The organism is Kitasatospora cineracea, from assembly GCF_003751605.1.
Classification (GTDB): Bacteria; Actinomycetota; Actinomycetes; order Streptomycetales; family Streptomycetaceae; genus Kitasatospora; species Kitasatospora cineracea.
In genome coordinates, this window is sequence record NZ_RJVJ01000002.1 from 284013 (window position 1) to 306497 (window position 22485).

The following is a 22485-nucleotide window of genomic DNA, read 5'->3' on the forward strand; positions in this document are numbered from 1 at the left end:
GCTCCTCAGGATTCGGGTCGGGCGGGCGCGGGGGCACCGCCACGGGTCGGGCGCGGGTCCGGTCGGCCTCGCCGTTCCAGGCGCGCCAGGTAGTGCGGGCCGTCCTCGGTCACCTCGGCCAGGGTCCAGCCGGTGCCGACGGCCAACTGCTCCAGTTCGGTGGGGGAGGCGAGCAGGTAGTCGAACCAGTCCGTGGCGACCGCCCCGTCGCGGACACGGAAGCGCTGCTGGCCGGGTAGCCGCCCGGCGGCCCGGTTCGCGTCGGCGTACCGGGCGTGTTCGGGGCTCTTCAGCCGCTCCGGGTCGATGCCGACGCCCAGCAGCACCCCGTCCGCCGTGGTCAGGTCGGCGAGCAGCGCGAGCAGCTGCGGTGCCTGCTCGCGGTTGCCCAGCAGACCGAGGTTCTGGCCGCCGAGCAGGACGGTGTCGAACCCGCCCAGGTCGGGCTGCAACTCGTCCAGCCGGGCCTCCAGCACCTCCACCCCGCGCTCGCGGGCCACCGCGGCCGCACCCGCTGACGGCTCCACGCCGAGCACAGGCAGGTGACGGGCACGCATGTGCACCGCGTGCCGCCCCGGACCGCAGCCGACGTCGAGCACCCGCCCTCGGGCCTCCTCGACCGCCAGGCGCTCCACGGCGTTCCACTCCGCCGGTCCGGTGAAGTACCGGCCGGAGTCGTGGACCGTCAACAGCCCGTCGTCGCGCTCGATGACCTCGTGGGCCGCGCCCGGTGCCCCGCCCCGTCGCCACGCCCGGCGCACCGCGTTCCCGAACGCGTCCCCGATCGGCACCACCGGTCCGTGGGCACGGCGGGACGACCGGTCCGCCGTCGCCGGGGGGCGGGAGCCGGCGGGTCGACCCGCAGCCTCGTTCGACGCGTACGTCTCGTGGTTCTCGTCCCTCATCAGTCTTCCTCCCATTCGACCGGCAGGGTGCGGTGTCCGCGCAGCGGCGAGCGGGCCAGCAGGACGACGGGCAGCGCCATCAGCGCGACGCCCGCCCAGAGGGCGGCGGCCGCGGACCAGGACGTGGCCAGCAGGCCGCCCAGCAGTGCCCCCAGCGGGGTGGTGCCCTGGGTGACGACGCCGGCCGCTGCGGCGACCCGGGCCATGTAGCGGGTCGGTGTCACCCGGGCCCGCAGGCCCGCGGAGGCGATCGCCCGTCCGACCACGACGAAGCCGATCAGTACCTGGGCGGCCGCGACCAGCGGCACCGCCGCACCCGGCGCGAGCCCGGCAAGCGGCGCGCCGACGGCCGCGACCGGGGCCGATGCGGAGAACACGAAGACCATCCGGATCTCGCCGAGCCGCCGCCGCAGCCGGGGACCGACCAGCGAGGACAGCACGCCCGCCGCGGCGCCCGCCGTCGACAGCGCGCCGTACAACCACGGCGCGAGGCCGAGGTCGTGCAGCAGGAACACCGGCAGGACCGCCAGGATCACGCCCGCGCCCAGGTTGTTGAGCGCCGCCTGGGCCATCAGCAGCCGCACCAGTGGCTGACGGGTCGTCACCCGGATTCCCGCGGCGATGTCGTGGCGCAATCGGCGCGTCCCGTCGGCGGGCCGGGCCACGTCCGTCTCCGGGCGGACGCCGCGCACCAGCAGGCTGGACAGCAGGTGCAGGCAGGCGGCGAGGCCGTACAGCAGCGGGGCCGGGACGGCTTGGGTGAGCAGGCCGGCCGTGCCGGGGGAGACCGTCCGGATCGTGTTCTCGGAGGTCTGCAGCCGGGCGTTGGCGTCGGCGACCCGGCGCTTGGAGACCAGCAGCGGCAGCACGCTGGTGTGAGCGACGTCGAAGAAGACCCCCGCCACGCTGGCGACGAAGGCGACCGCGAACAGCTGGGGGATCGTCAGGCAGCCCAGTGCGTACGTCGCCGGGACGCTGGCGAACGCCAGCGCGTAGGCCAGGTCGGCGGCCAGCAGGACCGTCCGCTTGCGCCACCGGTCGACCCAGGCCCCGGCCGGCAAGCCCACCAGCAGGTAGCCGAGCCGGGTGAACACCGCGACCAGGCTCGCCTCCAGAGCCGTCGCGTGCAGCAGCACCACGGCGGTGACGGGCAGCGAGAATCCGGCCACCTCGGCCGCGGTGTCCCGGAACCCGTTCGCCGTCCACAGCCGTCGGAACCGCGGGTCCCGCAGCACTTCCGAGTCGCCGTCCGCGCCGCGGGCCGGTCCCGTCCGGGTCTGCTCGCCGGTTCCGGTCACCACACCCGGTCCGTCCCTTCGAGAGCGCCGTCGCCGACGGCACCGGCCGCCAGCGCGGCCCGGTCGGTCTTCCCGCTACTGAGCCGGGGGAAGTCCCCGGTGAGGACGAACAGCCGGGCCGGCACCAGGTAGGACGGCAGCGCGGCGCGGACGGCGGCCGCCAGCCCGGACGACGGCCCGGGCGGCCGCTCGGCCGGCCGGACGAAGCCGACGACCGCGGTGCCGAGCAGGTCGTCGGGTACCGCCACCGCCACGCACGACCGCACCTCGGGCAGCGCGCCGATCAACGCCTCCACCTCGCCGAGCTCGATCCGGTACCCGCGTGATTTGACCTGCTGGTCGGTCCGGCCGAGGTAGGCCAGCAGACCGTCGGCGTCGCGCCGGACCAGGTCTCCGGTGGGGTACCAGGTCCGCCCGTCGGCGGTGCGGACGAACACCTCCCGCCCGTCGGCGTAGCCCGCCATGAGGGTGGCCCCGCGCACCAGCAACCGGCCCGGTTCGCCGTCGGCGACCTGCTCCGAACGGTCGTCGACGATCAGGAGTTCGGCTCCCGCGGCGGCCCGGCCGATCGGAGCCGGCCGGTTCGGCCCGTGGTCCGGCGGGAGCTCGTACGAGGCGCACACGTTGGTCTCGGTCGGCCCGTACCAGTTCCACACCCGCAGACCGGGCAGCACCGTGCGCAGGCGGTCCACGTCGGCCGGGCGGAGTGCCTCGCCCGCGAACACGGCCGCGCGCAGGCCCTTCAGCTCCGACAGCAGCTCCGTCCCGCGGGCGGTCAGCCAGGCCAGCGCGGACGGCACCGTGTACCAGACGGTGGCGCCGGAGCGCCGCAGGAAGTCGGCGTAGCCCGCCGGGAACGGGGCCACGGACGGCGGCAGCACCGCCACGGCCGCGCCCACCCGGCACGCCCCGAACAGATCGAGGGTCGACAGGTCGAAGTGCAGCGGTGCCGAGTTGAGCAGCACGTCGTCCGGGCCGAGGCCGAGTTCGGACACCCCCCAGTCCACGAACGCCGCCGCGCTGTCGTGGGTGTGCACCACGCCCTTCGGCACCCCTGTGCTGCCCGAGGTGTGCAGTACGTAGGCGGGCTGCTCGGCAGGGACGGCGCGGGGCTCCGGGACGAGGGCGATCCACAGTTCGGTGGCCCCGGTTGTCGGCAGCGGCGACCAACTCGAACCGGCGCCGACCGCCTCCCACGCCGACCGGGCAGGCCCGTCGGCGACGACGGCCCGCGGACGCAGCCGTTCCACCAGCCGCGCCGCCCGCCCCGCGGGGCCGTCCGGGTCCAGCGGCGCGTAGCCGGCGCCCGCCCGTAGCACCGCGTGCACCACCGCCACGGCGGTTGCGGACCTGCTCCCGCACCACGCGACGGCGTCACCCGGCCGTACTCCGTGCGCGCGCAGCGCTCCGGCCAGGACGTCCACCGCCGCGTCCAGTTCGGCGTAGCTCAGCGCGCCGGAGCCGTCGATCACCGCGGTTCGCCCGCCGTGCAGGTCGGCCGTGCGGCGCAGGTCGGCGGTGAGCCGCCGCTCAGCGGCCATCAGCGGCCCTTGGTGGCGAGGAAGGCCCGGATCGCGGTGACGGAGTGGAAGTTCCGGGGCAGCACCTCGGTGTCCCGGATCGACACGCCGAGTTCGTGCTCCAACCGGGCCACCACACCGACCAGCGCCAGCGAGTCGAGGACCCGTTCCAGGATCAGCTCGGTGGTGTCGTCGCCGGTGAAGGCCGGCGCCGCGGCCCGGACCGCGGCCCGGACGGTCTCCAGGACCGGGTCGGCGGCGCTCACAGGCCCCACCCCTCAGCGATCACCTTCACCTGCATGTCCTCCGTTCCCGAGTAGAAGCGGCTGGCCAGCGCGTCCTGCAGCAACTGGGCGATCCCGGTGCTGGGCAGCACCGCGTAGCCGCCGTACAGATCGGCCAGGCGCCGGCCCAGTCGGCCGAACTCCCGGCTCACGTGGAGCTTCGTCAAGGCGGCACGCCGGTGCGTCAGTTCACCCAGGTCGGCGAGCCGAGCGGTGCCGTGCAGCACTTCCCGGGCGGCGGTGACGGACAGTTCGGCGTCGACCAGCCGCTCCCGCACGGAGTCGAACGCACCGATCGGGCGGCCGAACTGCACCCGGCGGCGGGCGTGCTCGACGGCGCGGGCGAGCGCGCCGGCCATCAGGCCCACGGCCGGGGCCAGGATCATGGCCCGCTCGTGGCGCATCGCGTGCATCAGCACCGCGAACCCGGCTCCCTCACCGCCCAGGCAGGCGTCGGGCCCGACCCGGACGCCGTCGAACTGCACCGGGGCCATCGCGGCCCCGGCCGGTCCCACCTGGGTGAGCGCCGGCCCCACCGTCAGGCCCGCCGTGCCGCGTGGCACCAGGAACGCCGACAGCGCGCCGAGCGCGCTGCCCGCGCCGGTGCGGGCCAGCACCAGGAACACGTCGGCGAACGGGGCGTTGGTGACGAACGCCTTCGCCCCGTCGAGCCGCCACCGCCCCGCGTCGTCCCGCTCCGCACGGGTCCGCATCGAGAACACGTCCGAACCGGCTTCGTCCTCGGTGGCCGCGAACGCGCCCGCCACCGAGCCCGTCAGCATGCCGGGCAGCAGCGCCGCGTGCTGCCCGGGCGTGCCGAAGGCCAGCAGCGGCTCCTGGCAGGCCCACAGGTGCGCGGCCATGCCGAACAGCAGCCCGCCCGGCTCGTCGGCGCCCGCCAGCACCGCCGACTCACCGGCTGCTTCCCAGGCGCGGCACGTCGCCAGGTAGCCGGCCCCCGCCCCGCCGGATCCGGTCGGGACGGACAGCGACAGCAGACCCAGCCCGGCCCCCGCGGCCCAGTCGGCCCGGGTCGGCCGCGCCGCGGCCGCCCAGCTCCGCACTCCGGGCAACCACGCGGTGAACGCTTCGGCGGGGGCCGGACCGGCGGCCCGCTCCGTCAGCACGCCGCTTCCCAACTGAACGCCTGCAGCGAGGACACCAGGCCGTGCCGGGCGAACGCCTCGGGCAGCCGGCCCGGGGGCGCCAGGGCGAGCACCTCCGTCTCCGGGCCCACCCCGGCGGGAGACCGCAGCCAGGTCAGCACCTGGTCCACCGCGCCGGTCCCGCGGAACCGCGCGCCGAGCTTGAACTCGTGCAGCAGGACCCGGTGCGCGGTGCCCGGCCGCAGCCGCCCCAACGCGGTCAGCGCGAAGACGGCGGCGATCTCGCCCCCCGCCTCCAACGCGTAGTACGCGGTGGCACCGGCCGGGCCGGTCCGGGCGAGCCGGGACGCCATCTCGGCCTCCCGCTCCGTCCCGTACAACGCACCGACCGCGGCGGCGTCCGTCACCCCGACGGGCCGCACCCTCCGTTGCTCAGCCACCGGCCACCGCCGACATGATCAGCATCCGGGTGCCGGACGGCAGCACCGTGTCGAACGACCGGAGGCTGCGAACGTCGGCGTCGTCGACGTACAGGTTGACGAACGGCAGCGGGCGGCCGGACGAGTCGAACACGTGCCGGGCCAGGTCCGGGAAGCGGGTGCGGATGCCGTTCAGGACCTGGGGCAGCGCACCCCCCTCGACCGTGAAGCGCCGCAGGTTGCCGGTGAACCGGGCCAGTGGGGCGGACAGTTCGACCTCGACCGGGCCGACCGCCCCGCGCTCCCAGTCGTCCAGGGCCGTCCGTAGCTGGCTCCCGTAGTCGGCATCGGCGATGAAGCCGTGCCCGCGCCCGTTGCGCAGCAGCACGGCCCGGGCCCGGTCGTCGCCGTCGAAGGCCCGCATGATGGGACGCAGGTGCTCCAACGCGTAGTAGGAGTCCAGCTCGGAGACCAGCGCGTGCAGCCGGTGCCGGGCCCCGCCCGCGCCCCAGTCCGCCAGCAGGTCGACCGTCGGCCGGGGCGCCGCCATCGACGGCAGTCCGGACCACGGCCGGGCCTCCTGCTCCCACTGCGGCAGCACCGCCGGATCGTTGTGCGGGGAGACGACGAACGCCAGTCCGTCCCGCCCGGACCGCACCAGGTACTTGATCGCCGCGTAACCGCCCGACGAGAGCCCGTGCCAGACAGTTCCGGACAGCCCGTGCCGGTGCAGCAGCTCAGCCTGCAACGCGTGCACCTGCGGCAGGAACTCGTCCTCGCCGAGCAGGTACCAGCCGCACGCCGAGGCCGGGGTGAGCCGGTGGATCGGATCGGACAGGAACAGGCAGGCCGCGTCCAGCGTCCGGGCCCAGGCCCGGCGGGCGAAGACCGGCGGCACCTGTGATTCGATCCGGCTCAGTCCGTGGCAGAACACGTGCAGGTAGGGGCTCGCGGGCCGGTCCGGCACGTCGACCAGGTAGTCCAGCCGGTAGCCCTCGGAGTGGCGGAACCGGCCCTGCTCGGAGCTCATGGCTTCTCCTGTCCTAACCCAAGTAGTGACGGTCGGGGTCCCGGGGGATCACCGCGGGGAACAGCAGTGCACGGCGGCGCGGAGCGGGGCCGTCCTCGACGGGGACCAGCCGACCGGTCCCCCGCTCCGGCCGGAGCAGCCGCGGTGAGAACGACACCGTGTGTCGGCGCGCCGTCCGTTCGAGGCTGAACGCGACCAGCTCGTGGACAGCCCGGTCGGGTCTGGTGACCTCGTGGACGAACTCGCCCCTGACGGTGCGCAGCAGGGCCGCGGGAATCCGCTCCGGCAACGAGAGCAGGTAGTACCGCGGTCCGGAGCCGAGCCGGACCCGGTCCAGCCAGGTCCGGCCGAACGGTCGCAGGCTGCTGAACATCGCGAAGCTCCACTCGAGTTTCAGGCCGGCCACGACGAGCGCCAGGTTCACCGCGAACGCCCCCGCGACCGCCGCGTCCACCACGCCGCCGTCGGCCGTGGACCAGGCCGACGGGGCCCCGGCCGCCAGCGCGCTCGCGCACAGCACACCGAACACGCCGCCTTTGCCCGCGTCCCGCAGGACGGTCCGGGTCGGGCGCGGCCCGGCGGCCGTCCGGCCCAGCGCGGCCGCCGACAGCGCGCCCAGCAGCAACGCCGCCGCCGTTCCCGGCCCGAACGGGACGAGCTGGCCGTGCGCGGGGTCGCAGAGCGCGGTGTCCCACAGCGCCAGCGCGACCACCGAGAAGGTGAAGTTGCCGGACACCCCGAACACCCAGTGCATGCCGATCGCGGCGAACAGTCCGGCCCTCGCCCACGACGTCTGCCACAGGCTCGCGCCGACGGCGGCCTCCACCACCACCACGGCCACCGGTGCGGCCACCAGCACCCGGCGGGGCAGCGAGACGCCGTGCAGCCCGGCGTAGAAAGCGGTCACCAGCCGGCCGGCGCTGCGGTCCGAGCGCAGGTACTCGGCGTTCACCTTGAACAGCGCCGCCGACAGGTACACGCCGATCAGCAGGTCGCGCGCGAGCACCGGGTCCAGCCGTGCGGGCAGCACCGCCATCGCCACCACCGCGACCGAGCCCAGCCACACGTGATTGGCGAGCCGCCGCTGCACTGACAGCAGCCACAGCGCCGTGAGGACGGCCGCGACCGCCCGGCCCGCCGCCCAGGGCAGCGCTGCGGCCGTCACGGCGGCGGGCAACGCACCGACGGCCACGGTGCCGGTGGCCCGGCGCGGCATCCGCACTCCCCACACCGGGGCGAAGTTGTAGAACGCGTCGGCGGTTCCCCGGTCCCACAGCCGGTCCAGCTGGTGGACCAGCAGCGCGGCGGCCACCGCGGTCTCCGGCGCCAGCCGCAGTCCGGCCGTCACCGCTCCGCCCCCTTGCTCTTCCTCGTGGCGCTAGTGGCCAAGGGTCCGTCCCTCCGACCAGGCGAGGCCCGGGCAGACCACCCGGACCACGCTGAACAGTTCGGGCCGGGACGACAGGTCGACGGTCAGCACCGGGCGGGCGGTCACCGCTTCCACCCGCGCCACCAGCGAGGCCAACTCCCGTTCCATGTCGACGTCCTCCCGGCGGTGTCCGGCCGACAGCCGGTCCCACGACACGCCTGCCCCGCGGCCCCGGAAGCCGGGGTCCGCGACCGCGTCGCGGACCATCTGCTGGCCGGAGGGTATGTCGTCGCGGGTCGCGGTGATCTCCGTCAGCCGGCTCTGCACCGCCTCCGTGACCGCCCGGGACAGCGCCACGGACGGGTCGGCGTGGCTGCCCGAACCCGCGCAGACGATCGGGAACAGCGGCGACCACACCCGGGCCGCGAACGTGGGCACCTGGTAGCGGTTCGGGAGGAACGCCAATTCGTAGGAGACCGCGGCTGCGTCCAACCGGGCCAGGAGCGCGCGCAGGTGTCCGTCCGGCACGCTCGCCGGATCGACCGGAACGCCCCCGGCCCGCGGCCCGCCCAGGCCCGCCAGCACGTCCCGCTCCACGGCCTCGTACAGGCCGTGCAGGGCGGCCTCGGTCCAGGTGTTGCCGGAGGCCAGCCCCGTGCTGCCGGACCGGAAGATCCTCGGACGCCAGAAGTGCCCGCCGGCGAACGACAGCCGGACCACGTCGAACGGCACCATGACCGACGACCCGTCAGCCGGTCGGTACGCGGCGACCCACTCCAGCCGCAGCTGCTCGACGTCCGGCACGGGCAGTCCGCCGGCCGCCAACGGCAGCTCGTCCAGCCGGTACGGCAGCGCCAGGTCGGCCGCCACTGCCCGTTCCCGGGGCAGCTCGGGCCGCTCCGCGTGCCGGAGTTCGATCGACTCCATCACCGCGGACAGCCGGGCCAGCAGCTCCGTCGCGCCCTTCCCCTGCGAGACGGCGAGTGTCTCCGAATCCGGCCTGGCAGCCAGCACCACCGGGATGCCGATCACGTCCAGCCGCGTCACATCGGCGACCCGGGTGATGCCGAACCCGGGCAGCAGCGGCGCGATCCGGGCCCAGGTGGTCTCCGGAGCGACCGCACGCCGGGTCCCCGGCAGCAGGAGCTCAGCCACCCTCGCCCCCCGCGCTCCGGGCGGCGGCCGCCGCCGTCAGGAAGCCGACCGCGAACGGCCGCAGGGCGTCGGCGGCCTGCCGCGGGGAGGCGAACCCGCGGCGCGCGCACTCGGTGGCGTCGGCCGCCACGACGCCCCAGATTCCGGCGAGCAGCCGCAGGCACACCGCGTCCGGGATGCTGCCCAGGCTGCGGTCCGGGTGCGCCCGCAGGTGGTCGGCTCCCTGTGCCAGGTACTGGTCGAGGACCGACCGGTCTGCGGCGTCCTCCCGTCCGAGCAGCAGCGCGGCCTGCCGACGGTCCGTCAGTTCCGGGGTGGGACAGAGCAGTCGCACGACGCGCAGCCGCCCCTCCGGGCAGTCGGGCCAGGCCGCGGCGGACCGGCCCAGGGTCCGCTCCAGGTGGTCGCGCAACCCGGCGGGCTCCGCCAGATCGTTGAGGTACTCCCACCACACCTCGGGGAAGCCCGGGTCGAAGATCTGCTGGTAGGCGAGCCTGGCCGCGAGTCCGGTGAACCGGTTGCGCCAACGCCGTTCGAACTCGGTCCGCCAGGACCGGTCGCCCGCCCCCGGACGGGGGCCGGCGGCCGCTCGGTCGCGCTGCGCCGCGGAGGCCACCCGCAGGGCCCGCACGCTGTCGCGCAGCTTCTGGTCGAACGCCCGCGGGTCGCACCGGACCCGCTCCTGGTACCAGGCGGCGAATCCGGGTTGCCCGTGCTCGGCGGCGATCTCCACCACCCTCGTCTCGGTGCGCAGCGGGTAGTACTCCCGCGCCCAGCGGTCGAGCATCGGTTCGGTGCCCGCGGACGTCAGCACCCCGGCCCGAACCGCCGCGGCGGCGGCCGCGCGCAGATTGACGAGCGGGACGCTGAGCGGAGTCATCACCCCGGAGTCGGCGTGCGCCACGGCGACCTCGTCGTCGCCGGTGAGCACCCCGTCGCGGTACCAGCCGTACACGTCACCGACGCCCACCATGCCGAACGGCGCCAGCTCCACCGCGCGCAGGGCGCCGATGCTGGCCGCGCCGACCACGTGCACGCCCCGGTCCAGGGCGTCGAGGATCTCCTTGTGCCGTAGCGCCGGGCCGTGGTGGTACACACCGTCCAGCAGGACCACCGAATCGTGCGGGCGGATCGCAGCGGAGTACAGGTCGCCGTGCCGCGCCGGCGGGTGGACCACGGCCCCGGGGCACTCCGCCCGGACGGCGGGTTCGGGACATGAAGGTCCGGTGTACACGTGGATCGCCATGCCCCTCCCCTTTCGCCGGCGGATCTCACTGGTTCAGTCGGCCCCCGGGAAATGCGGGGCCGGAATGCGACGAACTCAGCAGTCGACGACCTCGGAGTCCGTGATCACCAGCGGGACGTGGCCGAACAGGGCCTCGAAGTCGTCCTTGGTGAGCTCCTCGGCGGCACTGAGGACGTCGTGCCACTCCTCCTGCTGCTTGACCTGCTCGGGCATGATTTCTCCCAGAGATAGAAGGGATCTGCCTTGTCTGTGCGCGCGCAAGGTCCACGATATTCGCCGACCGGCATTCAGCAAAGGGGCTTGGGGTTTATTTTACTTTCGCAGAAAAATTCCGGAAAACGGCAGTAGGAAGCGCCGCTCCGGCCGTCGTCCGGAGCGCTTTCCGGAAATGATCCGGATGAATTCCTCAGTCGGCCCCGGCGCCGGTCGAACGGCTGAGCGGAAGGGCCAGCGCGAGGTGCTTCCCGCTCTCGGAGACCGTGATGCGACGTTCGGCGAACAGCTCCAGGAGGCGATCGACGTCCGTGGCGGAGGCCTCGGCGCCCGCTTCCCGGAGCAGCCCGTGCAGCCGCTTCGGACTACGCGCCGTCTCGCCGCAGAGCTCGTACGCCAGGGCCTGCCAGCCGGCCAGCGTCCCGGTGAACCCGCCGTCGGCGAACCGCGAATCGTGGAAGTCCAGCCAGCCGGGGCCGCGCCGGTGGGCGAGGATCGGCAGCGGTCTGCGCTGCCAGCGTTCGCGCCAGTCCGCCACCGCTGCGGAGAGCCGCCGCACGGCCTCCGCCGAAGCCACGCCCTCGGCCCGATAGTCGAAGAAGTAGGCGATCGCCGCATGGTCGATCCCCGGCACCGGGTACACGTACCGGTACGCCTCGCGCGGTCGGACGTCCCGGATCGGCAAGCCCGGGTCGGTGAAGTACGGACTGAACCGCTCCAGCCAGATCCGGCTCACCCCGTTCGGCGGCTGCAGGTGCGCCAGCAGCGGCGCGAGTTCGGCCTGACCGGTGAAGTCCTCGTCCCGCTCACCGGGGAACCCGCTGAGCATGTTCCAGGTGACGTTCATCCGGTAGTGCCGCGCCCACTTCAGGAACCTGACGTTCATCAGCATCGTGGAGCCCTTGCGCATCAGTCCCAGCACATGGGTGCTGAGGCTCTCGATGCCCGGTTGGACGCGGCGGATCCCGGCTGCGCCGAGCAGCGCCAGTTGGTCGGCGGTGAGATTCGCCTTGACCTCGAAGAACAGGTCGGTGTCCCACCCGCGGCCCCTCAACTCCTCGCACAGCGAGGAGAGGTAGCGCATGTCGATGATGTTGTCGACGGCATCGATGTGGTGGATCCGGTGCCGCCGCAGGAGTTCCTCGATCTCCCGCAGGGCGGTCCCCGGCGACTTCGAACGGAACTGCATGCCGAGCGCGTTGAGGCCGCAGAACGTGCAGTGGTGCTTCTGTCCCCACCAGCAGCCCCGGGAGAACTCCGCCAGCAGCCGGATCGGCTTGCGCCCGACGGCTTCGGCCCGCCCGAGCCGTTCCACCGCGTCGAAGTACTCGGAGTGGTCGGGGAACGGCATGGCGTCCATGGCATCGAACGGAGGCTCCCCGGGAGTGGTGACCAACTCTCCGTCCGCCCCCCGGGCACACACGCCGGGAATGCCCACCGGCGACCGGCCGGCGGACAGCGCAGCGGCCAACCGGGGTAGCGCGAGATCGGCCTCTCCGATCACCGCGCAGTCGATCCACGGAAGTCGCCTGACGTACTCGGGGCCCATCTCACCGTCGAAGTTCGCCCCGCCGAAGACGATCACCGGCCCCGGGTGCTGCTCCTTGATCCGCCGGGCCAGGGCGATCGCGGCGACGTTCTGGAAGAACGTCGAGGTGAAGCCGATGAGGTCGTAGTCGGACCACTCCGGCCGGCGGGCGAGCTCCCGGATCCACGCGGGGAGGATCTCGGAGCGCAGTCGCAGCACCTCGTCGGCGGTCAGCCCCGCTTCGTCGAAGGTCTCCGCCAGCTCCGGGAACTCCGCCAGGTACTCCCGCTCGCCCCCCGGCTCGTCGAACGCGGCCGCGCCGAACAGCCACTCCCCGAACAGGTGCAGGCGCTCGGAGGAGGCCGTGGCGAAGGTGTCGTAAACGCTCGGGGTCAACTCCCGGGACAGATCGAGGTTCGGGTAGTGCACAGTGACGTCGTGCCCGTGCGCGACGAGCCCCGACTTGAGAATTCCGCACGCCAAGGACGGGGCGTCGTTCCGTCCCCACGGCATGTTGACAAGAGCGACCTTCAACGATCTTTCCGGCCGCACAGGAAACGGCTCGCCGATCGCAGGATGAAAAACCTCGCTCAGTGCCACGCCGACTTTCTCCATCACGTTGACGAATTGCGGCAAATTCTCTCGATCCGGAGGTTCAGGGATTCGGAGAGCTTCCTGCGGATCCGCTTGCAGAATTTTCGATCGTGTCCAGTGCAGTCTCGTTGCAGCCAATGCCCCCGTCAACGGGCCAATCGTGGAGCCCGACGGGGCAAAACGTGAAGGAGGCGTGAGCGCGATCTGCCGACGGGGAACGCCACCTCCACCCCCGGAGCGGACGGGTGATCATCCGGTGACACCGAGCGACGATCCCTGACCTGGAGAAGTCGCCTGGGCGCCTCTTCATCGACGGACCCCGACAGTGACACGTACAGGCCAGGAAAGAACTTGGCGTTCGGTCCGAACGGCACTCCAGCCACCGCCCCGGGGCGGCTGATTTGACCAGAGTTTGAAGCGACCGACCCCGGCCGACCCGTCGACCCGGCCTCATGTCAGGCGTTCCCTCCGGACCGGCTCCGGCGGCGCCCACGGGCCGCCGAGGGCGACCGCTGAACGACGCGAGACCGGTGCGCGGCCCGAACACAAGCGGGTCGCCCGGACCATGCGGGCCTACTCCGTCGTCGGCGTCCGCCTTCGCCACCTGCAGGAGGACCGCCTTCGCCTGGCCGACCCACTACAACACACGCTGTCGCCACTCTTCCGACAGCCACCTCAGTCCCACCGAACACGAACGACGGCACCACACCGCTGAGCTCACGCCCGCCGCGCGACAACCACCCCCGTGTCCACCCTCACGGGCGAAGGCCCGCCCACTCGCCCCGCTCGCGTACGCCCTTCGCCTGCCGACCACGACCCAACATGCGAACACCATGGCCGCATGACCGGCTTTACGCGTCGACCCGCCGTCAGGCCACACCCTGATTCCGTGCTCCTGCTGCTCAGAGCCACCTTCAAGCTCCCGACATGACGCCTGCAAAGCACCCCGGCCTGATCGGACTCGAAGTCGGGATATCCCAGCAGGACGCCGACACCCCTCGCGCGGTCTACCTGCTGCCGGACGAACTGGCCGAGGCCGAGTTGACCATGGCATGCCTGCGGGAGTATTCGGCCACGGTCCGCCGGTCCGCGACGACGAACACCGGCCGTCCGGCGACAAGCCCGACAGGCGCGTAACCGTCGACCTCGGGGTGTTTCCACAGGTCGGGGACAAGGTAGAAGGGTGGTCCGTTACCCCAGGACTCCGGCCTCGACACCTACCAGGCCAACGCCGCCCTCGGCCTCCCCGAGGACGGCCGCGACTACACCGCCGCCGCCCAGATGCTCACCACCCTCGGCGCCCCCGCCGTCCGCCTCCTCAGCAACAACCCCGACAAGGCCACCCAGCTCACCACCCACGGCATCACCATCACCGAACGCGTCCCCACCGGCGTGCACCTCTCCCCCAGCAACCTCCGCTACCTCCGCGCCAAGGTCGAACACACCCAGCACACCCTCGCCCTGGCCCCCCTGGTCGGCTGACCCCTGCGCTGCTCAGTGGCGGCGGGTGAGGAGGGCGGCGGTTCGGGCGCGGTGGTGCCAGGCGATGGCGGCCAGCGGGACCATGAAGAGGAACGGGGTGCCGGCGTTCTCGCCGTGCATCGCGGTCAGTTGGGTGACGAACGCGCACAGCAGGAAGCCGATCAGTGCGGTCGCGGCGGGTCCGGCGAGGCGGGGCAGCAGCAGGCCGACGGCGCCGGCCAGTTCGACCGCGCCGGTCAGGTACATGAACCAGTCGCCGACGCCGATCGCGTCGAAGACGGTGCTGGCGGCGGGCAGTGCCAGCAGCTTGGGTGCCGCGCTGGCCAGGGCGAAGAAGAGCGCCAGCAGGATCCGCAGCGTCAGGACGGCGCGGGCCACGGCCTTCTTCGGAGCAGCGGTGGTGGCGGCGGCAGTGGTGGTCGTGGTGGTGGACATCTGTTGGTTCTCCCCCGTCGGGTCGGTCGGTTGTCGTTGCTCTCACAGGCTTCGACGGGCCCGACCGCCCGGACTCATCGGTCCGGGGAGGAGAGGTTTCCGTTCACGGCGGCGGGGGGACGTCCCACCAGCGGTCGGCGGTGGCGCGGGCGAGTTCGGCGTCGTACTGCCGGGTGTCGAAGTGGAAGTCGGGCAGGCCCGGTTCGTCGGCCGGGGTCTCCCGGTCGGACCAGACCACGAGTGCGCCGTGCCGCCGGACGACAGCGGCCAGGTAGCCGCAGCAGCCGCCCGTGCACGCGGGTTCGCCGAGCTCGACCCGGCGGGCCTCGCCGGTCGCCCGGAGCGGGCCGTCCCCGGCGGCGGGCAGCAGCCCCGGGGCGTGGGCGCCGAAGCCGTCCGGGCCGGCCGTCGCGTCCACCAGGTCCTCGCCGTCGACCCGCACCCGCACTTCGGCGGCCGAGCGGACGCCCGCCCGTACCTCGATCTCCAGTCGGTTGAACACCGCCCCACCCCAGGACGCGGCGGCGCGCGGGCACCGTCCGTGGCGGCTCCGTCACCGCGCGCCCCCGGCGGTCGACCCACCGCGTCCGGGCGGGTACGGCGGGTGGACCGGGCGGGGGGCGGGGCGGGGTCCGCGTTGCGGTCGCGGGCGGGCGGGCGGACGGTGGAAGCAGCCGTGTCCGGCAGCCCGCCGCTCCCCCGGAGAGCGTTCATGACCGCAAGGCCGATCAGTCCCGCCAGGCCCGCGCCCGGGGCCGTCGCGGTCCCGCTCGCCGGTCCGGCGGATCCGCACGCGACGGTGGCGGAGCTGGCCCGGCAGCTGGCCGGGGCGGCTCGGGCGGGCGATCCGCTGGACGCCTTCCTGTACGCGGCGGGCATGGTGCAGGCCGCCGAGGACCGGCTCGCCGGCACGTGGACGGCTCCGCGCCGCCTCGCCCGCCACCTGCGCGACCGCACCGGCCCGCCGGCCGAGCCGCCGGCCGAGCCGCCCACCGATCCGCTCGGGTCCGCGCTCGACCGGGCGGCCCGGCTCGCCGCGCGAACTCCCGTGCTGGACAAGGCCGTTCGCTGGACGCGGGATCTCGCCGACGTGACCGACGAGTTGGCCGCGCCGGTACTGGACTCGGCTCCGCTGCCCTCCGCGCTGTACCGGCGGCTGTTCCGGCTGGTCGAACGGTTCGACGCCGCACCGGTGTTGCGCCGCACGCTCGGTTCCGCGCTGCGCCGGCCGCCGTCCTGTTTCTGCAGCTTCGACCAGTATCCGGCGGACCTGGCCGAGTTGGCCCGCCGGTTCGACGCGGCCCGCCCGCTGCCGGCCGGGCTGCCGCTGCTGGTGGTGGGGGTGCGGACCTCCGGGAGCTACCTGGGGCCGCTGCTGGCGGCGGCGCTGCGGCGGGCCGGGCACCGGGCGGTGACGGGCTGCACGGTGCGGCCGGGGCAGGCCGTTCTGCCGGGCCGGGAACGGGAGTTGGCCCGGCTGCTGGCGGCCGGCGGGCAGGCGCTGGTGGTGGACGATCCGCCGGTCACCGGGCGTTCGCTGGCCGAGGTCGCGGCCGGGCTGTGCGGGCAGGGGTTCCCGGTGGACGCGGTGAGCGTGCTGGTCGCGGTGGAGCGGGAGCCACCGTCGCTCGGCCCGTACCGGGTGGTCGCGCTGGCCCGACCCGACTGGGAGGTCGACCGGTTGACCTCGCCCGACGCCGTCCGGGCGCTGGTCCGCCGGGCCGTCCCGGGCGCCGCCGACTGGGCCCGGCTGGAGGTCGGCCCGGCCGGTTCCCCGGGGCGCGGCCTGCACCGCACCGTCCCGGTGACGGGGCACCCGGCGGACGGGCCGCCGGTGCCGCTGCGGGTGGAGACCGTCGGGCTGGGCCACCTCGGCCGCCGGGCCGCCGAGTACGCCGCGCTGCTGCCCGGCCTGGTGCCCGAAGTCCGTTGGCTGGAAAACGGGTTGATGGTCCGTCAGGACATTCCTGCCGCCGCCCCGGTCCGGGCTCTGGACGCGGCCCGCTACGTGGCCGCCCGGCAGCGGGCGCTGGCCGTGGGCGCCGACCGCAGTGTCCGGCTGGTCGGGCGCGGGCCGGTGTGGGAGGAGGCGGGGCGCCTGTTCGCTCCGCTGTTCGGCCGCGGGGCGGTGGTGCTGCGGCCGCTGCTCGCCGACCCGGTGGCCCGCGCGCTCACCCGCGCCGCCCGGCCGTACGTGGTGGACGGGCGCACCGGCGCCGACCGGTGGACGGGCCGGGACGGACGCTGGGTGAAGACCGACTGGGCGGAGGGCGCGTTCAGCCACCTCGACCTGGCCGGCTACGACCCGGCCTGGGACCTGGCGGGCCTCGCGCTCTCCCCGCCCCACCACGCCGGCACCACGGACGGGGACGCCGGGGCCCGGTACGGCGCGGAGGTCCGCTCCGCGTACGAGCGGCTGACCGGGGAGCGGATCGACCCGGCCCGCTGGTGCCTGGCCCGGCTGGTGCAGGTGCAGGTGCAGCACGGGGTGTCGGCGCGGCCGCTGGGCCGGGCAGAGCGGCGGCGGGCCTCGGCGCGGGCGGTGCAGGAGTTCCTCGCCGAGGTCTACCTGCGCGACCTGCCCGCCGCTCCCACCGGGGCGGACGGGCCGGGCGCGGGGTGGTGCGTGCTGGACCTGGACGGGGTGCTGGAGACCGATCCGCTGGGGTTCCCGGCCTCGTCGCCGCTGGGCATGCTCGCGCTGCGGGCGCTGCGCGCGCACGGGTTCCGCCCGCTGCCGGCCACGGGGCGTTCGCTGCCGGAGGTCCAGGACCGTTGCCGGGCCTACGGATTGGCGGGCGGCGTGGCCGAGTACGGGGCGGTGCTGCACCTGCCGGGCCGGCCGCCGCTGCCGCTCACCGACCGGGACGGCAGCGAAGTACGGTCCATGGCGGTGGAGTTGGACGGCCTGGTGGTCGACCCGCTGGCCCGCTGGACGGCCCGGGTCTCGCGCCGCCACCCGGGCGGGCGGTACACGGGGCTGGACCGGCGCACCGCGGACCGGATCGCCGCCGCGACCGGCACCCGGGTGGTACGGGGCGAGCAGCAGACCGATTTCCTGCCGCCGGGGGTCGGCAAGGCGGCCGGAGTGCGGGCGCTGCTGGCCGAGTTGGGCGATCCGGGCGCGGTGCCGGTGTTCGCGGCCGGGGACGGGCCGGCCGACCGGGAGCTGCTGCGCTGGGCACGGCTGGGCACGGCACCCGCGCACGCGGCGCCCGAGGCCAAGGCCGTCGCCCGGGTCGGCGGCTCGCCCTACCAGGCGGGGCTGGCGGAGGCGGTGGCCGTCCTGCTCGGCCACCGCCCGGGCGGCTGCGCCCGCTGCCGCCCGCCCCGCCCCTCGGCGCAGAGCCGGGCACTGCTGGCGCTGCTGGCCCTGCCGGAGGCGGGGATGCCGGGCCTGCCCGCCCGGCTGCTCCGACTGGCCTGCCGGTCGGGCGGGTCGGCGGTCGGCGGCGGACGGAGGGCGGGATGAGCGTCGGCGGCCGCATCCCGGTGTACGAGCTGGTGGGGGTGCGGGAGGTCGCGGGCGGGCTGCTGCTGGTGCCGCCGGGGCCGGCGGGCCGGGCCGCGGACGAGCTGCGACTGCGGCTGGCGGCACGGGAGTTGGGGCGCGGCCGGTGGGAGGCGGTGGCGCAGGGGTTCTCGGACGTGCTGGTGGCGCGCCGGCGTCCGGCCGGCGGCGGGCCGCCGGTGCTGGTGAAGTGCCCGCGCACCGGGGAGGCGGTGCGGGCGCTGGTGCGCGAGCGGGACGCGATCGCGGTGCTGGCCTCGGAGTTGCGGCCACCGGGGCTGCGCGCCCTGCTGCCGGAGACGGTGGACTCCCGGCTGGGCGCGCGCCCGCCGGTGCTGGTGCAGGAGGTGCTGCCGGGCGTGCCGGGCGACGTCCTGCTGGCCCGCCGTCCCGAACTGGCCGGTCCGCTGGCCGTGGCCGCGCTCGGCCTGCTGGACGAACTGCACGGTGCGACGGGCGGGTTGAGCCGGGACGGGCGCCTGGTGGACGGCTGGCTGGGCCACCGGCTGGCGGTGCTCTCCGACCGGGTCCGCTGGTGCCGGGGCGCGGAGGGCACCGCCGGGCTGCTGGCGCTGCGTGTCTTCCTGCGCCGGGAGTTGACCGAGCACCCGACCGAAGTGGCGTGGACGCACGGCGACTTCGCCCCCGGAAACCTGCTCCTCCGCTCCCCCGGCACCTCCGACAACGGCCCACCGGCCGCCACCGGCCCACCGGCCGCCACCGGTCCAGCGGCCGCCACCGGCCCACTCACCGTCACCGGCCCAGCGGCCGCCACCGGCCCGCTGACCGTCACCGGGCTGGTCGACTGGGCGGACGCCCTGGCCGACGGCCCGGCCGTCGTCGACCGCGCGACGTTCGCCCTCGCCCTGGGCTGGCTGCTGGACGGCCGCACCTGGGGCGAGCAGGTGGTGACCGCCCTGCGCACCGGCGTCCTGCGCCGTCCCGAGACCGGTGAACTCCCGCGCTCCGCCGCCCTGTTGGCCTGGCTCTGGCACGTCTCCGGCAACCTCGAGAAGTCCCGCCGCTTCGCCCGCAACCGTGTCTGGCTGCGCGAGGTCCTGGTCCCGGTCCTGCGCGAGCTCGCCGGCTCCGCGCCGCCGCCCCGGTGACACCGGCCGGGCGGCGGCTCAGTGCTGCCAGACGCCGATCCAGGCGACGTGGAGTTGGGCGGTGTCGGTGGTCGGGGCCTCTTCGAAGCCGACGGCCAGGTTGATCAGGAGTTCCATGGGGGTGTCGGGGATCGCGGCGGGGTCGGTGACCTGGAGGCGGGGGGTGCCGTCGACGTACCAGGTGATGCCGTCGGGTTCCCAGTCGACGCCGAAGACGTGGTAGCCGGCCGCGAAGTCGACGGGGCCGTAGCGCTGGTGGGCGTTCGCGTCCTGGCCCTGGGGGGTGCGGCCGTGCAGGTTGAGGTCGACGTAGCGGTTGGAGTTGATGAACTCGGCGACGTCGATCTCGGGGAGGCCGCCGCGGGTGGCGGCGGGCAGCAGCCAGAAGGCGGGGAACATGCCGGTGGAGTCGGCGGGGGCCTGGATGGCGGCGGCGACGTAGCCGTAGGTGAAGGTGTGCCGGGGCTGGGCGTTCCAGTTGTCGCGGCCGGTGGAGACCATGCCGGAGGTCCAGGGGTAGGTCTTGCCGTCGCTGCCGGTGGTGGCGCGGCGGGTGGCGGTGAGGGTGAGGGCGCCGTCGGCGACCGTGACCTGGCCGGGGCGGTACCACTCGCTCTCCCGGTTGCCCGCGTTGGTGCAGCCGTTCTGGTTCCAGTCGTAGCAGGTCGTCCAGTTCGCGGAGTCGAGGCCGTGGCCGGTGAAGTCGTCGTACAGGGCGGGGTGCCAGGGCCGGGGGCTGCCGGGCGGCGCGGCGGGCGGCTCGGTGGCCGGGAGGCCGGTGGGGGCGGTGGAGGCGGTGGAGGCGGGGCCGCCCAAATCCTGCATGCTGCCGACGGCCGGGCCGCCACAGGCGGTGGCGGTCAGCAGCGCGGCAGCCATCCAGATCCGCCCGCGCCCCTTCCGCCCGGGCCCCGCCGCTCCTCCCGGTCCTTCCGGGCCACCGGGCGGCTCGGACGGCTCAGGTGGCTCGGGTGGCTCCCGCCGGACCGCCAGGGTCAGCGCGGTGGTCAGTACGGCGAGCACCAGCACCACCCGGGCGGCGGTGAACTGCCGCGCCAGGTACAGGGTTTCGGTGACCAGCGCGGTGAGCGCGGCACTGACCGCGACGGCCAGCACCGCCGTCGACCACCACTCGCCGGGGCGCAGCGCCGGGCGGGCGACCCGGACGGCGGCCGCACCGGGGCAGCTGAGCAGGAACGCGGTGACGGCCGCGACCCGCAGCGGGCCGGCGGGGGGCAGCGCGGTCACGGCGAGCGCGATCCAGCCGGAGCCGGCCGGCAGCAGCGGCCACCGGCTCCCGGGGTGTCGCCGGACGGCATCGAGGGTCCTGCTCATGACGCGCCTCCTTCCGTGACGGCTCCGACGGGTCCGACGGGCCCGGCGCCCCGGACCGGCCCGGCGCCCCCGGCACCTCCGGCTCCCCCGGCAGGCCCGACCGGAGCCCTCGGCCCCGCAGGCCCGGCCGGGGCGGTGGGCGGCAGGTACTGGTAGACGATCGCGTCGGGGCTGCTGTACACCGGCCGCAGGGCGGACAGGTGGGCGGCGGTGTACTGGATCTCGTCGACCGCGGCGGCCGGGAGCAGGCCGGTGAGCCGGCAGGAGGCGAGCTGGGCGCGGGTGAGCACCAGGTAGGAGGGCTGTCCGGTGGAGAGCGCGTCGGTGAGGGCGGTCTGCGGGTCGGTGGCGAGCAGGAGGCGGTCGGCGGGGTCGGCGTCGGTGAGGATGATCCACGAGTGCTGGTCGTAGTGGAGTTCGCCGCCGGGTTCGTCGGAGGTGAGGGAGACGATCCGGGAGCCGGGCGGGGTCTGTTCGGTGGCGTAGCGGACGGCGGCGGCTTCCTGCGGGGTGAAGTGGTTGACGGCTTCCTTGCTGTAGTAGCCGAACAGCAGTCCGCCGAGCAGGGCGAGCAGGACGGTGCCGGTGACGGCGGGCCGGACGGGCGGGCGGGGCAGGCCGGGGGCGAGCAGGGCGGCGATCAGGAAGGAGGTGGCGGGCAGCGCGAACAGGTAGGCGCGGAACAGCATTTCGCCGTCGTAGCCGTTGGCGAGGAGCAGCACGAGCGGGGCGAGCAGCAGCAGCGGCAGGGTGGTGCGGCGGACCCAGCGGCGGCGCAGCACGGCGGCGAGGGCGAGCAGCAGGACGGCGGCGGTGGTGGCCCGGTCGGTCCAGGAGGCGAGGACCTGTCCGGGGGCGGCGGCGCCGAGTTGGGCGAGGCCGGAGACGGCGTTGCGGTCGGGGGCGGCGAGGGCGGTGATCAGGCTGTGCAGGTTGGCGGCGACGAACGGCCGGGCGACGGTGGCGTCCCAGGCGACGGTGAGGGCGAGGGCGGCGGCGAGGACGGGCAGCACGGTGCGGCGGTTGCGGCGGGGCAGGGCGAGGACGGCGAGCGAGCTGACCAGCATGACGGGGGTGAGCTGGTGCGAGGAGGCGATCGCGGCGATCAGCACCAGCAGCAGCGCGTACGGCCCGGCCCGCCAGCCGAATCTCCCCGCCTCCCGTTCTCGCAGTGAGAGTTGGCGCATCGTCAGGGCGATGACGGTGACGTACAGCAGGTAGGCGAAGGCCTGCGGGGAGAAGTAGTCCTGGCCGACCCAGGAGGTGGCGTAGTACAGCCACAGGGCGCACCAGACCAGGCGGCGGTCGCGGGTGAGGCTGCGGAAGAGCAGCAGCAGCGGGCCGAGCAGCAGCAGGTTGGCGATCAGCGGGTACCAGGAGGCGTAGCCGAGGGCGGAGTGCAGGCCGGTGGCGCGCAGGACGAGGGCGTTGAGGGCGAAGAAGCCGGGCCACTGGTTGTAGACGTCGAGCTTTCCGGCGTCGGGGACGGTGCCGCCGTGGCGGAGCATCGCGTCGACGACGGCGATGTGCTTCCAGGCCCAGGAGTAGCGCAGGGTGGGGTAGAGCAGGCTGGGGGTGGCGTGCACGAAGACGATCAGCGCGAGGACGTACCGGGCGAGGCGGCGCTGCGGCAGCCAGGGGGTGCGCAGGGCGGTGAGGAAGCCGGCGGTGAGGACGGCGAGCGCGGCGTAGTAGGTGGGCGGGAGGGCCTGGAGCAGGCCGAGGTCGCCGATCCGGTCGAGGCGGGTGGTGCGCAGGGCGGTCAGCCAGAGCAGGACGGCGAGCGGCAGGGCATAGCGGACGGTCCGGGCCCGCCAGGGGGTGGCCGTCCGGGTGGCGACGGGGCGGCGGTCGGCGCGGCGGCGGGCGGCGGGGCGCAGCGGGGTGGCGCCGGCCGGGGGGTCGGCGGCGGGTGCGGTCCTGGCGGGTGCGGTCACGGCGGGCTC

General features: G+C 74.7%; 19 protein-coding genes and 1 pseudogene. 4 read left to right on the top strand and 16 right to left on the bottom strand.

Annotation, left to right across the window (positions count from 1 at the left end; genetic code table 11):
• Positions 1–5: 5 nt before the first annotated feature.
• The 12 genes from EDD39_RS27780 to EDD39_RS27830 all read right to left on the bottom strand — a co-directional run bounded on the left by EDD39_RS27780 (position 6) and on the right by EDD39_RS27830 (position 12709).
• Positions 6–905 (bottom strand): class I SAM-dependent methyltransferase, encoded by a 900-nt coding sequence (locus EDD39_RS27780; RefSeq protein ID WP_162870230.1) that lies wholly within the window; start codon positions 903–905, stop codon positions 6–8.
• Positions 905–2206 carry an MFS transporter gene (locus EDD39_RS27785; RefSeq protein ID WP_123561340.1) on the bottom strand — a complete coding sequence of 434 codons (1302 nt, stop codon included), beginning with the start codon at positions 2204–2206 and terminating at the stop codon, positions 905–907. Before EDD39_RS27785 ends, EDD39_RS27780 begins: the two co-directional genes overlap by 1 nt.
• Complete coding sequence (locus tag EDD39_RS27790; RefSeq protein ID WP_123561342.1) at positions 2200–3744, bottom strand: amino acid adenylation domain-containing protein; 1545 nt, start codon at positions 3742–3744, stop codon at positions 2200–2202. The genes EDD39_RS27785 and EDD39_RS27790 overlap by 7 nt, the downstream gene beginning before the upstream one ends.
• Positions 3744–3989, bottom strand: coding sequence for a phosphopantetheine-binding protein (locus tag EDD39_RS27795; protein ID WP_162870231.1), 246 nt, complete (start codon positions 3987–3989; stop codon positions 3744–3746). The genes EDD39_RS27790 and EDD39_RS27795 overlap by 1 nt, the downstream gene beginning before the upstream one ends.
• Positions 3986–5134 carry an acyl-CoA dehydrogenase family protein gene (locus tag EDD39_RS27800; RefSeq protein ID WP_148089543.1) on the bottom strand — a complete coding sequence of 383 codons (1149 nt, stop codon included), beginning with the start codon at positions 5132–5134 and terminating at the stop codon, positions 3986–3988. Before EDD39_RS27800 ends, EDD39_RS27795 begins: the two co-directional genes overlap by 4 nt.
• Positions 5128–5520: a hypothetical protein gene (locus EDD39_RS27805; protein WP_123561348.1), complete on the bottom strand. Its 393-nt coding sequence runs from the start codon at positions 5518–5520 to the stop codon at positions 5128–5130. The genes EDD39_RS27800 and EDD39_RS27805 overlap by 7 nt, the downstream gene beginning before the upstream one ends.
• A gap of 25 nt (positions 5521–5545) precedes the next feature.
• Complete coding sequence (locus EDD39_RS27810) at positions 5546–6562, bottom strand: ubiquitin family protein (RefSeq protein WP_123561350.1); 1017 nt, start codon at positions 6560–6562, stop codon at positions 5546–5548.
• Between the two features lie 13 nt (positions 6563–6575).
• On the bottom strand, positions 6576–7910 hold the full coding sequence (locus EDD39_RS27815; protein ID WP_123561352.1) for a hypothetical protein: 1335 nt from the start codon (positions 7908–7910) through the stop codon (positions 6576–6578).
• A 30-nt stretch (positions 7911–7940) separates the two neighbouring features.
• Entirely contained in the window at positions 7941–9086 is a 1146-nt protein-coding gene (locus EDD39_RS27820) for a YcaO-like family protein (RefSeq protein ID WP_123561354.1), read from the bottom strand.
• On the bottom strand, positions 9079–10332 hold the full coding sequence (locus tag EDD39_RS27825) for a TfuA-like protein (protein ID WP_123561357.1): 1254 nt from the start codon (positions 10330–10332) through the stop codon (positions 9079–9081). Before EDD39_RS27825 ends, EDD39_RS27820 begins: the two co-directional genes overlap by 8 nt.
• A gap of 75 nt (positions 10333–10407) precedes the next feature.
• A complete protein-coding gene (locus EDD39_RS39880; RefSeq protein ID WP_157852496.1) occupies positions 10408–10545 on the bottom strand; it encodes a hypothetical protein in 138 nt (45 codons plus the stop codon).
• 193 nt (positions 10546–10738) lie between these two features.
• A complete protein-coding gene (locus tag EDD39_RS27830; RefSeq protein WP_123561359.1) occupies positions 10739–12709 on the bottom strand; it encodes a RiPP maturation radical SAM C-methyltransferase in 1971 nt (656 codons plus the stop codon).
• An 885-nt stretch (positions 12710–13594) separates the two neighbouring features.
• Here EDD39_RS27830 and EDD39_RS27840 point away from each other — a divergent pair.
• Positions 13595–13804 carry a hypothetical protein gene (locus EDD39_RS27840; protein ID WP_123561363.1) on the top strand — a complete coding sequence of 70 codons (210 nt, stop codon included), beginning with the start codon at positions 13595–13597 and terminating at the stop codon, positions 13802–13804.
• Positions 13805–13864: 60 nt separating this feature from the next.
• Positions 13865–14149: pseudogene (locus EDD39_RS27845) on the top strand (GTP cyclohydrolase II); the annotation flags it as partial.
• Between the two features lie 12 nt (positions 14150–14161).
• On the opposite strand, the gene EDD39_RS27850 reads toward EDD39_RS27845, so the two are convergent.
• A complete protein-coding gene (locus EDD39_RS27850; RefSeq protein ID WP_123561365.1) occupies positions 14162–14584 on the bottom strand; it encodes a DoxX family protein in 423 nt (140 codons plus the stop codon).
• A gap of 103 nt (positions 14585–14687) precedes the next feature.
• Positions 14688–15086, bottom strand: coding sequence for a hypothetical protein (locus EDD39_RS27855; RefSeq protein ID WP_123561367.1), 399 nt, complete (start codon positions 15084–15086; stop codon positions 14688–14690).
• A 210-nt stretch (positions 15087–15296) separates the two neighbouring features.
• Between EDD39_RS27855 and EDD39_RS27860 the strand changes: the two genes are divergently transcribed.
• Together EDD39_RS27860 and EDD39_RS27865 are read left to right on the top strand one after the other, a co-directional pair.
• On the top strand, positions 15297–18056 hold the full coding sequence (locus EDD39_RS27860; protein ID WP_123561369.1) for an HAD hydrolase family protein: 2760 nt from the start codon (positions 15297–15299) through the stop codon (positions 18054–18056).
• Entirely contained in the window at positions 18053–19204 is a 1152-nt protein-coding gene (locus EDD39_RS27865; protein ID WP_123561371.1) for a phosphotransferase family protein, read from the top strand. The genes EDD39_RS27860 and EDD39_RS27865 overlap by 4 nt, the downstream gene beginning before the upstream one ends.
• An 18-nt stretch (positions 19205–19222) precedes the next feature.
• Here the strand turns inward: EDD39_RS27865 and EDD39_RS42275 are convergent, their stop codons facing one another.
• Together EDD39_RS42275 and EDD39_RS27875 are read right to left on the bottom strand one after the other, a co-directional pair.
• The gene (locus tag EDD39_RS42275; protein ID WP_123561374.1) at positions 19223–20539 is read right to left on the bottom strand and encodes a glycoside hydrolase family 16 protein; all 1317 of its coding nucleotides are present in this window, start codon (positions 20537–20539) and stop codon (positions 19223–19225) included.
• A complete protein-coding gene (locus EDD39_RS27875) occupies positions 20536–22476 on the bottom strand; it encodes a glycosyltransferase (RefSeq protein ID WP_162870232.1) in 1941 nt (646 codons plus the stop codon). Before EDD39_RS27875 ends, EDD39_RS42275 begins: the two co-directional genes overlap by 4 nt.
• Positions 22477–22485: the final 9 nt, after the last annotated feature.

Excerpts from the sequence above, each read along its gene's own strand:
- EDD39_RS27780 (WP_162870230.1), bottom strand. The coding sequence starts at position 905 with ATGAGGGACGAGAACCACGAGACGTACGCGTCGAACGAGGCTGCGGGT.
- EDD39_RS27790 (WP_123561342.1), bottom strand. The coding sequence starts at position 3,744 with ATGGCCGCTGAGCGGCGGCTCACCGCCGACCTGCGCCGCACGGCCGAC.
- EDD39_RS27810 (WP_123561350.1), bottom strand. The coding sequence starts at position 6,562 with ATGAGCTCCGAGCAGGGCCGGTTCCGCCACTCCGAGGGCTACCGGCTG.
- EDD39_RS27825 (WP_123561357.1), bottom strand. The coding sequence starts at position 10,332 with ATGGCGATCCACGTGTACACCGGACCTTCATGTCCCGAACCCGCCGTC.
- EDD39_RS39880 (WP_157852496.1), bottom strand. The coding sequence starts at position 10,545 with ATGCCCGAGCAGGTCAAGCAGCAGGAGGAGTGGCACGACGTCCTCAGT.
- EDD39_RS27840 (WP_123561363.1), top strand. The coding sequence starts at position 13,595 with ATGACGCCTGCAAAGCACCCCGGCCTGATCGGACTCGAAGTCGGGATA.
- EDD39_RS27850 (WP_123561365.1), bottom strand. The coding sequence starts at position 14,584 with ATGTCCACCACCACGACCACCACTGCCGCCGCCACCACCGCTGCTCCG.
- EDD39_RS27860 (WP_123561369.1), top strand. The coding sequence starts at position 15,297 with ATGACCGCAAGGCCGATCAGTCCCGCCAGGCCCGCGCCCGGGGCCGTC.
- EDD39_RS27865 (WP_123561371.1), top strand. The coding sequence starts at position 18,053 with ATGAGCGTCGGCGGCCGCATCCCGGTGTACGAGCTGGTGGGGGTGCGG.
- EDD39_RS42275 (WP_123561374.1), bottom strand. The coding sequence starts at position 20,539 with ATGAGCAGGACCCTCGATGCCGTCCGGCGACACCCCGGGAGCCGGTGG.